The following is a 12933-nucleotide window of genomic DNA, read 5'->3' as shown; positions in this document are numbered from 1 at the left end:
GCGTTCGCCATTGATGCCATCGCGAAGCGCACCTCTCCCGGTATCATCGCCACCGGCCCGCCACCCGCCTGCGACCGATGACGAGGGTCGAGCGGGCCGCTTCGATGTCGTCGTCGGACCGGGGTTTCTCGCCCCGTCGCCTATGTGAGGTATCGGTAGACCGTGGCGCGGGAGACTCCGAGCATCTTGCCGATGTCTGAGGCGCTGTTGCCCTTGCCTAACTCGTCGGCCGCAGCGAGGTGATCATCCTCCTGATATCCCGGTACTCGGGAGTGTCCGCGTACCTCTTCGCCTTCTCCAGATACGGCAGGGTTGCGTCTCCAGGCGTCACGTTGTTGGCAGGGTCGTAGAACGCCCCGAACATGGCAGAGTTGGGCGGCCAGAGGAAGAAGTGGAACATGTAGCACGCAGAATCCCCCGTTGGTACCGGGCCGGTCACGATGCCGTAGGCAGCTCCCGGCGTATCCGCTGGCCCGGGATCCTCGGCGTTGCCGCGGGTCTCGAACACGTACCGGGGCGCCGCACCGTTCTGCGTGAGCGCCGTCATCTCCTGCGAGTCCAGGACGGAGTAAGGGTACCGCTCCGTACAGGTGGAACCCGTGGCCATGTTGGTCCGGAGAGTAGCCAATGGCTTCCCGGCCTGGTTCTTAACCTCAGCGAATGCGCCACCACCTTCTGCCAGCTCACCGGCGGGATCCCTGACGGTCCACGCGGCGGGCAAGTCGAATGTCAGCTGGCCGTCCGCCGTCGTGTACTTAGTCCAGGCCGCCGACGACGTCGGGGCGCCAGTAGCGCTCGGTGACCCACCCGAGGAGGGCCCTTGGCTCGGTGCTGCGGTTGTCGTGACTGAGGCGGCGGGTCCGCTCGGAGTGTCCGACGCCGGCGGCGCGGCCTGCTGACCACACCCGGAAAGCGACACGGCAAATAGAAATGCCGCGGAAACCACAACGCTGGACGATCTTGATCTGCTCATGTGACCCTCCCGGTACCGACGATGGTCCCTTAAGTGTCGCGCCCCCCGGAACTTCCGGAAACTCCTGATCAGCATCCAGGATCCGTCCATCACATGGGTGCGGCCACCGCGTGAGCTCTCTTCGAAACGTACTTTGGTGGGTCGTTTCAAGAATTCACGCGGTGGCCGCCTCACGCCCGGGAGCCGGGCCGTTACATCATGCTAATGGGCGCTTCCGATTTCGTCTCGGCGGAGCCCAGCGAGGGAGGTGCTGTGGTCGCGGCTGCATGCCCGGCGAGGACACCCGTCTGGTGCCGAAGCTTCAGCCGGTACATCAGGACGCCGGCGAGGGTGACGGCAGCGACGAAGAGAACCCCGCCCCACTGCAGGTACCACTCGAATGGCGGCACGGAGTTGTAAATTTCCGGACGTGGCCAGATGAGGTTCACAGTCATGGCGCCGCCCCACAGGACCGCGAGGATGTTCACCGGCAGTCCCCATTTGCCCAGGCTGAAGCCGGGCTCGGTGCCGTCATCGGGCAGCGGCCACTTTTTGGCCAGGCGGTTCCGAAGCATGGGCACGGTCACCAGCAGGTAGGAGAGGTAGATCAGGACAATGCTGATGCTGGAGAGGATGGTGAAGATGGCGGGCTGGGAGACATTCACGATCAGCGGGATGATCGCGATGATTCCGATCACGATGGCGGCGACCGTTGGGGTCTTCCGGACGGGGTGTACCTTGCCCAGGTGGCGGCTGAAGGGAAGGTTGTTGTCCCGGGCCATTGCAAACATCATGCGGATGGCGGCGGCATGGACGGCCAGCGTACAGACCATGACGGCCACCACGATGCACAGCAGGAAGGCTTTGCCGAAGGGGCCGCCCAGCACGGAGAGCACTATGTATTGCAGGCCGCCGTCAGGAGAGCCTAGCTTGGGATCGTTTAGGTCCGGGGCCGCGAGGAGTCCGGTGAGGAGGATCAGTCCGCCCAGCACAAAGGACGCGGTGATCGCCCGCAGGATGGCCCTGGGGGCTGTGCGCTTCGGGTCCTTCGTCTCTTCGCCGAGGGAGCTGGCGGTATCAAAGCCGTACATCACGTAGCCCGATGCCATGGCGCCGATGATGAACACTCCGAAGAAGCCCAAGGGGTGGTCCGCCCCAAACCCGGTGGTTTCGAAGAGGATACCGGGTCCGCGGACCATGTGCCATGCAAGTGCAAGGATAAGCAACACCGCGGCAACAAGTTCAACGAGGACGCCTACGCTGTTGATCTTGGTCATGAGTTTCACGCCGAACGCGTTGATGAGGGTGGAGATGCCGATCATGATGCTCGCGAGCAGTACCCCGTTGAGGGCGAAGTCGTAGGTGCCGGTGCCGTCACCGATGATCTGGAACCCGGACCAGATCTGGGGCAGGGTGAGCTGGAGGGCCAGCGCCACGGCACCCAGGGCCACAATTGAGGAAATCAACAACAACCACCCGGCCAGCCAGGCGAAAGTGCCGGAGGAGAGCCTTTTGGCCCAGTTGTAGACCGAACCGGCCACAGGGTAACGCCCTGCCAGTTCGGCGAAGCATAAGGCCACCATCAGCTGCCCGGCGAAGACAATTGGCCAGGACCAGGCGTAGGCCGGGCCGGCCATCGCGAAACCGAAATAGAAGAGCTGAAAAACGCCGGTAAGGATGGAGATGTAGCTGACTCCGGCCGCGAAGCTGGCGAACTTGCCGATGCTTCGGTCCAGGGTCTGGGCATATCCGAACTGGTCCATGCCGCTTGAATCAGTACTCTTGCTGGGTTCTATCAATGGAACTCCTAAGTCAGAAAAGCACGATGGTGGTGATTTGCGGCCGCTTTGGACGCAGATGAAACCAAGCGACCGGGCGCCGCGCCGTTGTGGCGCCCGGCTGTTTCCCCAATGCTGTTGCCTAGTGGGCTGTGCCCTCCCCCGTTTCCTTCGGAGCCGAAGCCGCCCCGAACCAGCCGCTGGGCGCGGGCTGGATGTTCTGCCAGATGTGCTTTGCCTCGCGGTACTCGTTGAGGCCCGCCCGGCCGAGTTCGCGGCCGATCCCGGACTTCCCGAAGCCGCCCCACTCGGCCTGGGGCACGTACGGGTGGTAGTCGTTGATCCACACGGTTCCGTGCCGGAGGGCGCCGGCGACGCGCTGCGCTTTAGAGGCGTCCGATGTCCATACCGCGCCGGCCAGGCCGTACTCTGTATCGTTCGCGATTGCGATGGCCTGATCCTCGGTCCGGAACGTCTCGATGGTCAGCACCGGGCCGAATGACTCCTCGCGCAGTACGCTCATGCCGGAGCGGCAGTTGCCGAGGACGGTGGGCGGGTAGAAGTAACCGTCGGCGAGCGGTCCCTCGTCAGGGATGTAGCCGCCACACAGCAGCTCGGCGCCCTCCGCAATGCCGGCCTGTACGTAGGCGTGGACCTGGTCCCGGTGCTTGGCGGAAATGAGCGGCCCGGTCTCGGCGTCGGGATCGAACGGCCCGCCCATCCGGATCTTTTTCGCCCGTTCCACGATCTCGGCCGCAAAGCGGTCTGCAATCGACTCCTCGACGACGAGCCGCGCCCCTGCCGAGCAGACCTGCCCGGAGTGCAGGAAAACAGCAGTCAGGGCGTTGTCGACGGCGGCGTCCCAGTCGGCGTCCGCGAAGACGACGTTCGGGTTCTTCCCGCCGAGTTCGAAGGCGACGTTCTTCACGGTCTCCGCGGCCGCGGCCATGATCGTCTGGCCTGTGGCCAGGCTTCCGGTCAGGGAGACGAGGTCGACGCGCGGGTCGGAGCTGAGTGGGCCGCCCACCGTCGAGCCTGGTCCGGTGACGAGATTGGCGACGCCGGCAGGGACGCCTGCCTCTTCGAGGGTTTCCATGAGCAGGATCGAGGTGGACGGTGTGAGCTCGCTGGGCTTTAACACGAACGAGTTTCCGGCGACGAGTGCTGGCGCCACTTTCCATGCAGCCTGGAGGAGCGGGTAGTTCCACGGTGCGATGAGGGCACAGACACCGAGCGGCTCGTAGACCACGCGGCTGATGGCGTTGGGCTGGCCCGTGTCGATCACCCGGCCGGCGTCGAGGCCTGCGATCTTTCCGTAGTAGCGGAAGCAGGCAGCAATGTCGTCCATGTCGTACTCGGCCTCGACGAGGCGTTTGCCGGTGTCGAGCGCCTCCGCCCGGGCGTAGGCGGCCTTGTCCCGCTCAAGCAGGTCGGCCACGCGAAGCAGCACGTTACCCCGCTCGATATCTGTGAGCTTGCGCCACGGGCCGCCATCGAACGTTGCCCGTGCACTGGCGATCGCCCGCTCCGCGTCCTCGACGGTGGACGACACGACCACTGCCACTTCGTGACCGTCTGCCGGGCAGCGCACGGAGGTGGTGCCGCCGTCGGACGCCTGCTGCCAGGCTCCGCCGATGTAAAGGCCCTTGATGGGATCCCGTGATTTCCCGGCCTGATGGACTTGCTCAGCTGTGGCAGTCATTGTCTCTCCTTCTGGTGTGTGCATCCGTCATTCCTAGCCCCTGGTCGCAGGGGCGGCGTTGCCGTTACGCTCCAGCGGGCTGACGCCGTGCCGGTAGAACTCCGTGTGCTGCGGCGCCAACGGTGCATTGCCGGCGATCAGGTCGGCGGCCTTTTCAGCGAGCATCATGACAGGCGCGTAGATGTTGCCGTTGGTGACATAGGGCATGGCGGAGGCGTCCACCACGCGGAGGCCCCTGGTGCCGTGCACGGTCATGTCCAGCGGGTTCACTACAGCCATGGGATCGGAATCGGGGCCCATCTTCGCAGTGCAGGACGGGTGGAGTGCTGTTTCGGCGTCGCGGGCAACCCAGTCGAGGATCTCCGCGTCCGTCTGCACGGCCCGACCCGGCGACAGCTCGCCCCCGCTGAAGGGGTCCATGGCGGACTGGCCCAGGATGTCACGGGCAACTCGAACGGCCTCAACCCATTCGCGGCGGTCCTGGTCCGTGGAGAGATAGTTGAACACCATGGACGGGTGCACGGTGGGATCAGTGGACTTGATCTTGAGGGTGCCGCGGGAGTCGGAGTACATGGGGCCGATGTGCACCTGGTAGCCGTGCTTGGCATCGGCCTTCTGGCCGTCGTAGCGGACTGCGACCGGAAGGAAATGGAACATCAGGTTCGGGTACGCAACGTCCTCGTTGGAGCGGACGAAGCCGCCGCCCTCGAAGTGGTTGGTGGCTGCCGGTCCCGTCCGGCCCAGCAGCCACTGGAGCCCGATCAGCGGGTAGCGCCACAGGTCAAGGTTAGGCTGCATGGAGACCGGCTGGGTGCAGGCGTGCTGGATGTAGACCTCGAGGTGGTCTTGGAGGTTTTCGCCGACGCCGGGCAGGTTGACAACGGAGTTGATGCCCAGGGAGTTCAGGTGGGCCGCGTCTCCAACGCCGGAGAGCTGGAGCAGCTGTGGGGTGTTGATGGCGCCGCCTGCGAGGATCACTTCGCCTGCGTTCACCTGGTGGGTCCTGCCATTGCGGCGGTAAGTGACGCCGGTAGCCACGTTGCCCGTGAAGTTGACCTTGGTGACCAAGGCCCGGGTCAGGATGGTCAAGTTGTCCCGGCCGAAATTAGGCCGGAGGTAGGCGCGGGACGCCGAGAGCCGCTGGCCTTTGTGGACGTTGCGGTCAAATGCCGCGAAGCCTTCCTGGCGGTAACCGTTGACGTCATCCGTCAGCGGGTACCCGGCTTCCTGGGCGGCGGCGAAGAAAGCCTGGAACAGGGGGTTCGTGGCCGGGCCGCGTTCCAGCACGAGGGGGCCTGAGTGCCCGCGCAGCTCATCGTCCGGGTCCGCGGCGGACGCGTTTTCCATCCTGTTGAAGTACGGCAGGCAATGCGCGAAGTCCCAGGTTTCCATCCCGGCGTCCGCGCCCCAGCGTTCGTAGTCGAGCGGGTTTCCGCGCTGGAAGATCATGCCGTTGATTGAGCTGGAGCCGCCCAGTACCTTGCCGCGTGCGTGCGCTACCCGACGGCCGCCCATGTGAGGCTCGGGGTCCGACTGGTATCGCCAGTCGTACAAAGGATTGCCGCTGGGAAAGGTCAGCGCGGCGGGCATCTGGATGAAGAGGTCCCAGGGGTAGTCGCTCCGCCCCGCTTCGAGGACCAGGACACTGCTCTGGCCCCCATCGCTCAGACGGTTGGCAAGCACGGACCCCGCGCTCCCGCCACCGACGATGACGTAGTCGTAGTTGGTTTTTGTCATGCTGCAAACTCTCCTTCTGCCTGGCGCAGATCTTCCGCCCAGGGCCGGTGATCCTGCTTCCGGGAACTGGCGGTACACCGTGGCGCTCCGGAGAAACCGTAAGACGTCACTGGTGTGGTGTAGGTCATACCGCTGAACAGTAATGCAGCTTGAACAAGTGTTCAATAGCACTACTGGACAAGTGTTCAGAAAAGTTTGTTTGTTACGTTCAAGGGCTACGGCGGCCCGGTACGCGCCAGGGACTGGCGGCCGTGCGGTGGCCGAGCATGAAGGGTCCTAGCGTCGTTGGAAGGCGCTGGCGCCTTCACGGAATGCCTGGGCAATCCCCCCGCTAGGCGGCGAAGGCGATCTCCTCAGTACGGGCGATGCTCCTTTGGATGGAGGACTCGTCCACGCCCAGGAGCGCTGTCAGCCACATCCCGTTTTGCACGACAACAATGTCCGCCGCCCGCACCCTACATTCATCACTGGAAAGTTCAGGTTTCGCATTACCTATCAGCGCCGCGAGTCCACTGAGGTACCGCTCGAAGGCCTCCGCGTTAATCAGCGCAAAGTCTTCATGGGCCTGCGCGAGAGCCCAGAGGTGGAGGCGCAGGGACAGATGTTCGGTGGTGAGGAATTCCGGGTCCGCAAGGCGGCGAAGAGCCTTCTGGAGCTGCCCGTCGGGGGGCGATGCCGGATCGGGGGCGACCAGCTTGACATCGCGTTCGTCGATCTGATGCAAGACCGCACGGATGAGGCTCATCTTGTCTTCGAAGTAGTAGTTCACCAGCCCGAGTGCGACGCCGGCTTCCCGGGCCACGGCGCGCATATTGACACCTGAGATGCCGTGGCGTGACAGCAGCTCCAGTGCCGCTTCGAGAATGCGCGCCTGCCTGTCAATCTGTTGGCCCGACTTCACGGTGTTTGTAGTCACTTGGCCAGAATATGGCCAAAATCGTGACGGTGCATCCCGCTGACAGGACGCCCTGCTCCCATGCGCGGTCGCACGCCACCGCGCCTCCACCCGGGAGACTGCTTACGGGTGGAGGTAGCACTCCCTGGGCGGCTACGCCCGGATCTTATATCCGGTCGGCTTGTCAAAGAGCTTTCGCGTGCTGGTTCCGGCGGCCGCAATCCAAAGGACGGAGTCGTCGTCAGCGGCTTGTTCCACCACCCCGGTCACGATGTGCTCCCCTAATAGCCACACCTCCACCGTGTGGCCCGTCAGCCTCGCCCAGTCGCTGCGCGGCCCGCGTCCAGCCGAGGTCCGGCCTGGGCTCGTATCCCACATGATCCGCTACCAGCCGCGCTTGACGCGGTTGCTGCCGGCGACGGTGACGTGTTCGTGGCTGCCTGGGTGCTTGTTCACGCTTGGAGCTACCGGTACTTCAGGGCTCAGCACTCGATAACGTTGACGGCGAGACCCCCGCGGGAGGTTTCCTTGTACTTGGTTTTCATGTCCGCTCCTGTCTCGCGCATGGTTTTGATGGCTTTGTCGAGGGATACTTTGTGGCGGCCGTCCCCGTGCAGGCACAGGCGGGCGGCGTTGATAGCTTTCACGCTGGCAATGGCGTTCCGTTCGATGCAGGGGATCTGCACCAGTCCGCCCACGGGATCGCAGGTCAGGCCGAGGTTGTGCTCGATCCCGACCTCAGCGGCATTTTCCACCTGCGCGGGGGTGCCGCCCAGGACTTCGCAGAGCCCGGCCGCCGCCATGGAGCAGGCCGATCCGACCTCGCCCTGGCAGCCCACTTCGGCTCCGGAGATGGAGGCGTTGATCTTGAAGAGGATTCCGACGGCGGCCGCCGCCAGGAGGAACCGGACCACGCCGTCGTCGTTGGCGCCGGGAACAAACTTCACGTAGTAGTGCAGGACGGCGGGGACGATTCCTGCCGCGCCGTTGGTGGGCGCGGTGACGATGCGGCCGCCCGCGGCGTTTTCCTCGTTGACGGCAAGGGCGTAGAGGTTCACCCATTCCATGGCCCGCAGCGGATCGGTGACGCCGGTGTCCGCGGTCAGGGTCTGGAATAACGACGGCGCCCGGCGCCTGACGTTCAATCCGCCGGGAAGGATCCCTTCCGCGGCGCAGCCGTTGTCCACGCATTCGCGCATGACCGACCACAGTGCCAGCAGCTTTTCGCGGAGCTCCGCTTCGCTGCGCCAGACGAGTTCGTTGGCGAGCATGACGTCGGAGATGGACATGTCCTCGCGCTGACAGATCTCCAGGAGTTCGTCGGCGGTGGTGAACGGGAAGGGGAGGACTGTAGCGTCGGCCACCACGCGGTCGCCGGCGTCGGCGTCGCCGTCCACCACAAAGCCGCCGCCTATGGAGTAGAAGCTCCGTTCGCTCAGGACGGCCCCGGTGTGGTCGAGGGCCCGGAAGGTCATGCCGTTGGGGTGGGCCGGGAGGGACTTGCGCCGGTGCAGCACCACGTCCTCGTCCCAGTTGAAATCCACCCGGTGGTCCCCGCACACCCACAGTTCGGCGTCGAGGGCTGCTGCGGCCACCTGGTCATCAGCCGTAGCGGTGTCCACGGTTTCCGGATCCAGCCCTGTGAAGCCCAGGACCACGGCCTTGTCCGAGCCATGGCCCCGCCCGGTGGCACCGAGGGAACCGAACAACTCAGCCTGGACGCGTTTGGTGGCGCTCAGGTGGCCGTCGCCCTTGAGTCCGTCGGCGAACAGCTTTGCCGCCCGCATCGGGCCGACCGTGTGTGACGACGAGGGCCCGATGCCAACGGAAAAGAGATCCAGGACGCTAAGCGCCATCAGGGGACCTCCGGCGAGCCGTACTCGCGCATTGCATCGAGGAGCCACCGGCCCAGGAAGTCTCCGAAGGAGGCGCGTGGGAAGAGCCGGAAGCTTTCCTCCCCGGTCTTCTCAAGAACCACCGGGATGTTGCCCACCTCGGTGTTCAGGGCTGTTCCCGGAGTGAAGCTGCGGGGGTGCAGGTCAAGGGCGCAGCCCTTTTCCAGAACTGCCCGGGCCTGCGGGCCTGAGAGCTCGAACGTGGTGCGGTTCGCGGAGAGGTCCACCACCTGGCCCGGGGCGTCGCCCAGTGCTTCCTCGAGGGATCCGATGAGGGTGCCACCCAAGGAATCATGGGCAGCTTCCGGTGCCACCACCAGGAACTCGGAAGGTCCGAGCCAGAGGACGCTGATGCTGTCCGTGCCGGTCACTTCGCCGCAGCGCGCCGGCAGGTTGCCGGCTACGCGGGCGATTCGCGAGCCTTCCTCGGAACGGGGGTCCACGCGGACTCCGACCATGGTCTGGAACGGGCCTTCGTGGAGGACGACCTGGCCCGGGACGGAGCCGGCACTCAGGGCCTCGGCCAGGTGGGAGGCGGGGCTGCGGCGGATGTCCCGGAGTCCATTGACGCCTGTCAGTGCTGCTGTCTTAGCCATCTTTGCGGGTCCCTTCGGGGTCATAAAGTACGGTTTCTGCGACGACAACATCCACGAGCTGGTCGCCGGCGGCGGCCACGAGGGTCTCGCCGATGCGGTTGCGGCCATTCTTGATCAGTGCCAGCCCAAAGGAACGTCCCAGCGCCGCGCTATGGTAGCTCGAGGTCACGAATCCCTGCATGGGGACGGGTCCGTCGGCGGGGTTCGTGGCAATCCCCTTTTCCACCAGCTGGGTTCCTTCGGGCAGCCGGATCGTTCCGTCCACGGGAAGGACGCTGACCAGGTGCTTCCGGTCGGTGCGGCCGGCGTCCTTGCGGGCGTAGGAGCGTTTGCCGATGAAGTCCTTGGCCTTGGACACCACCCATTCCATGCCGGCGTCCTGCGGGGTGACGGTGCCGTCGGTGTCCTGCCCGACGATCGGGTAGCCCTTTTCGGCCCGCAGCACGTGCATGGTTTCGGTGCCGTACGGGGTGATGTTGAATTCCGCTCCCGCGGCGGCCACAGCTTCCCAGATGTTCAGCCCGTACCAGGACGGAACGTTGATCTCGTAGGCCAGTTCGCCGGAGAACGAGATCCGGCAAACCCGGGCCTGCACGCCGGAGGCGAGGGTGGTTTCGCGGAAGGTCATGAACGGGAAGGCTTCCGCTTCCAGCCCGCCGTCCGCGGCCAGCTGCGGGGCCACCTTTGCGAGTACCGCGCGGGATTTGGGCCCGACGACGGCAATGGTGGACCACTGTTCGGTCACCGAGGTGCAGTGCACGTCCAGGTCCGGCCATTCGGTCTGCAGCCACTCCTCCAGCCAGTCCAGGACCTTGGCGGCGCCGCTGGTGGTGGTCGTCATGAAGAACCGGTCCTCGTCGAGACGCAGGGTCACGCCGTCGTCGAAAATCATGCCATCTGCCATGCACATCACGCCGTAACGGGCGGAACCCGGGGCGAGCTTCTTGAACGCGTTGGTGTAAATGCGGTTGAGGAACTCACCGGCGTCCTGGCCGCGGATCTCGATCTTGCCCAGGGTGGTGGCGTCCATGAAACCGACGGATTCGCGGACGGCCGCGCATTCCCGCAGCACTGCGGCGTCCATGTCCTCCCCCGCCTGCGGGTAGTACCAGGGGCGCTTCCACTGCCCGACATCCTCGAAGAGGGCGCCGCGGGCCACATGCCAGGGGTGGATGGAGGTGACGCGGGCGGGGTCGAACAGTTCGCCGCGCTGGCGTCCGGCGAGTGCCGCGAACGCCACCGGGGTGAACGGTGCACGGTAGGTGGTGGTGCCGATGTCGCCGATCCCGCGCGAGGCTTCCCCTGCCTGGCGGAGCGCGGCGGCGATGACGCCGATCGCGTTGACGCCGGAGGTTTTGCCCTGGTCATTGGCGGTGCTGATTGAGGTGTAGCGCTTGATGTGTTCCACCGAGCGCATGCCGGCGCCGGTGGAGCGCAGGACGTCGGCTACGGACTGGTCACGCTGGAAGTCCACGAAGTGGTGGTGCCAGTCCTCCGGGGTGCCGGACTGGCCGGGCACCAGCCACAGCTGCCGGGTCGGGGCCGACGCCTTCGGTTCGCCGATGGGGGCGGGCTCGACGACTGCGCCAGCATTTTCAGGGCTGAAGCCTGCGGCGATGGCTGCCGATGCTCCGGCTGAGATGCCCTCGGCCACGCAGTCCTCGAGCTCGAAGCTGCCGCGACCGGAGCCGATGGTCTGCTGGTTCGGAACCACGGTGCTCGGCACGAAGGCGGCGAGCTCGTCGTCCCAGCGCAGCTTGCCCTGCCGCTGGGAGTGCAGGTGGACCAGCGGGCTCCAGCCACCGGAAACGGCCAGCAGATCGCAGGGGACCTCTTCGATGCCGGAGGTGAGTTCGCCGTCGTCGTTGATGCTGCGGACCGTGACGGCGGTGAGCCGGCCGTCGCCGGCGTCCGAGGCTGTTCCTGTTCCGTCGGCGGTGGCGGCCACGGCGCTGCCGATCAGCACCCGGGTGCCTGCTTCGACGGCGGCCGCAGCAACGTCCGTGAACTTGGCACGGGCGTCGACGACGGCGGCGACCTTGACGCCGGCGGCCTGCAGGTCCGCAGCCAGTGCGTAGGCGCTGTCATTGGTGGTGCTGATGAGAACGCGCTGTCCGGCCGCGACGGCGTAGCGGTTGAGGTAAGTGCGGACGGCCGAGGCGAGCATGATGCCGGGGCGGTCGTTGTTCTCGAAGACCAGCGGGCGTTCGTGGGCGCCGGGAGCAACCACCACCTGGTTGGCGCGCACGTGCCAGATCCGCTGGCGGGACACACCGGGCGCTGCGGGGCTGGACAGGTGGTCGGTGCGGTTCTGGACGGCGATGACGTAGTTGGCGTCGTAGGCACCGAAGGCGGTGGTGCGGTTCAGGACGGTGCACTCGGCAGCGGAAACCAATTCGGCTTCAACGTCCGCCACCCATTCCAGGGCCGGCTTGCCTTCAATGGCCTCGACCAGGCCGGGAGCCGTGGATCCTGACAGGAGCGAACCGCCCAACTCGGGCTGGTCGTCCATCAGGATGACCCGGGCGCCGGTGCGTACGGCCTCGCGGGCCGCGGCCAGGCCCGCGGGGCCGCCGCCGATCACCAGGACGTCGGTGTGGACGTACTTCTTGTCGTACTCGGCGCGGTCCTCCTCCGGATCCAGCTTGCCCAGTCCGTTGAGCAGCTCTGCTTTCAGGCCGTCCACCAGGGTGACGGTAGTGGCCGGGAGCATCGACTCGGCTACGTGCCCCGGGAACCGGGGTTCAATACGAACCAGCGCGTTGGATTCCTCCACGCCGGCGGACATGATGCCGCGGGCGCGGTCCTCGTACAGCGAGTTGCCGGCGGCGATGCGGCCGTTGGCGAGCAGGGCCGAGGCGAGGGTATCGCCGGGGTGGCCGGTGAATTCCTCGCCGTCCACGGTGAAACGCCAGGAGATGGTTCGGTCGATGCGTCCGCCGGCGTCGAGGCGGGCGTTCTGGGAAGTCACTTGGTTGCTCCTTCCGGGGCGGTGGCGCTGGCGGGGGATGTGCTTGTGCCGGTGATGTCCGGAGCCGCGGTCCCGGTGGTGGTGCTGTCCGGGGCGGTGCTGGCGGTGCCGGATTCAGGTGCCGGGGCGGCTTTGTCCGGACGGGCTGCCCCCATGGGGTAGACAGCCTGGATCTCGTAGGTGACCGTGTCGCGGAGCATGTTGAACCACTGGCGGCAGCCGGTGCTGTGCAGCCAGCGTTCGGCGAAGGCGCCCTTGGTGTTGTCGCGGTAGAACAGGAACTCGGCCCATTCGCGGTCGTTCAGTTCGTTCGGGTTCTCCGGATAGGCCACGTGGGCCTGGCCGCCGTAGTGGAACTCGGTCTCGTCGCGGGAGCCGCAGTTGGGGCATGAAATGAGGAGCATGTC

General features: G+C 65.8%; 10 protein-coding genes and 1 pseudogene. All 11 read right to left on the bottom strand.

The window, feature by feature from the left end:
* Positions 1–140 precede the first annotated feature (140 nt).
* Positions 141–209, bottom strand: a pseudogene (locus AC50YC_RS09560) (helix-turn-helix domain-containing protein); the annotation flags it as partial.
* 8 nt (positions 210–217) lie between these two features.
* Positions 218–628, bottom strand: coding sequence for a hypothetical protein (locus AC50YC_RS09555; RefSeq protein WP_494953337.1), 411 nt, complete (start codon positions 626–628; stop codon positions 218–220).
* A 127-nt stretch (positions 629–755) separates the two neighbouring features.
* A complete protein-coding gene (locus tag AC50YC_RS09550) occupies positions 756–905 on the bottom strand; it encodes a hypothetical protein (RefSeq protein ID WP_494953292.1) in 150 nt (49 codons plus the stop codon).
* Positions 906–1164: 259 nt separating this feature from the next.
* Positions 1165–2715, bottom strand: a complete 1551-nt coding sequence (locus AC50YC_RS09545) for an APC family permease (RefSeq protein WP_494953291.1) — start codon at positions 2713–2715, stop codon at positions 1165–1167.
* 157 nt (positions 2716–2872) lie between these two features.
* Positions 2873–4432 (bottom strand): aldehyde dehydrogenase family protein, encoded by a 1560-nt coding sequence (locus AC50YC_RS09540; RefSeq protein WP_494953290.1) that lies wholly within the window; start codon positions 4430–4432, stop codon positions 2873–2875.
* A 33-nt stretch (positions 4433–4465) separates the two neighbouring features.
* A complete protein-coding gene (betA, locus tag AC50YC_RS09535; protein WP_494953289.1) occupies positions 4466–6169 on the bottom strand; it encodes a choline dehydrogenase in 1704 nt (567 codons plus the stop codon).
* A 331-nt stretch (positions 6170–6500) separates the two neighbouring features.
* Positions 6501–7085, bottom strand: a complete 585-nt coding sequence (locus AC50YC_RS09530; RefSeq protein ID WP_494953288.1) for a TetR/AcrR family transcriptional regulator — start codon at positions 7083–7085, stop codon at positions 6501–6503.
* A gap of 461 nt (positions 7086–7546) precedes the next feature.
* Positions 7547–8920, bottom strand: coding sequence for an L-serine ammonia-lyase (locus AC50YC_RS09525; RefSeq protein WP_494953287.1), 1374 nt, complete (start codon positions 8918–8920; stop codon positions 7547–7549).
* Positions 8920–9555 carry a sarcosine oxidase subunit gamma gene (locus AC50YC_RS09520; protein WP_494953286.1) on the bottom strand — a complete coding sequence of 212 codons (636 nt, stop codon included), beginning with the start codon at positions 9553–9555 and terminating at the stop codon, positions 8920–8922. Before AC50YC_RS09520 ends, AC50YC_RS09525 begins: the two co-directional genes overlap by 1 nt.
* Positions 9548–12526: a 2Fe-2S iron-sulfur cluster-binding protein gene (locus AC50YC_RS09515; protein ID WP_494953285.1), complete on the bottom strand. Its 2979-nt coding sequence runs from the start codon at positions 12524–12526 to the stop codon at positions 9548–9550. The genes AC50YC_RS09520 and AC50YC_RS09515 overlap by 8 nt, the downstream gene beginning before the upstream one ends.
* Positions 12523–12930 carry a sarcosine oxidase subunit delta gene (locus tag AC50YC_RS09510; protein ID WP_494953284.1) on the bottom strand — a complete coding sequence of 136 codons (408 nt, stop codon included), beginning with the start codon at positions 12928–12930 and terminating at the stop codon, positions 12523–12525. Before AC50YC_RS09510 ends, AC50YC_RS09515 begins: the two co-directional genes overlap by 4 nt.
* Positions 12931–12933: the final 3 nt, after the last annotated feature.

It is taken from the genome of Pseudarthrobacter sp. MDT1-56 (genome assembly GCF_059383555.1).
This window is presented reverse-complemented; position numbering and strand designations above follow the sequence as displayed.

Excerpts from the sequence above, each read along its gene's own strand:
- AC50YC_RS09520 (WP_494953286.1), bottom strand. The coding sequence starts at position 9,555 with ATGGCTAAGACAGCAGCACTGACAGGCGTCAATGGACTCCGGGACATC.
- AC50YC_RS09540 (WP_494953290.1), bottom strand. The coding sequence starts at position 4,432 with ATGACTGCCACAGCTGAGCAAGTCCATCAGGCCGGGAAATCACGGGAT.
- AC50YC_RS09545 (WP_494953291.1), bottom strand. The coding sequence starts at position 2,715 with ATGGACCAGTTCGGATATGCCCAGACCCTGGACCGAAGCATCGGCAAG.
- AC50YC_RS09510 (WP_494953284.1), bottom strand. The coding sequence starts at position 12,930 with ATGCTCCTCATTTCATGCCCCAACTGCGGCTCCCGCGACGAGACCGAG.
- betA (WP_494953289.1), bottom strand. The coding sequence starts at position 6,169 with ATGACAAAAACCAACTACGACTACGTCATCGTCGGTGGCGGGAGCGCG.
- AC50YC_RS09525 (WP_494953287.1), bottom strand. The coding sequence starts at position 8,920 with ATGGCGCTTAGCGTCCTGGATCTCTTTTCCGTTGGCATCGGGCCCTCG.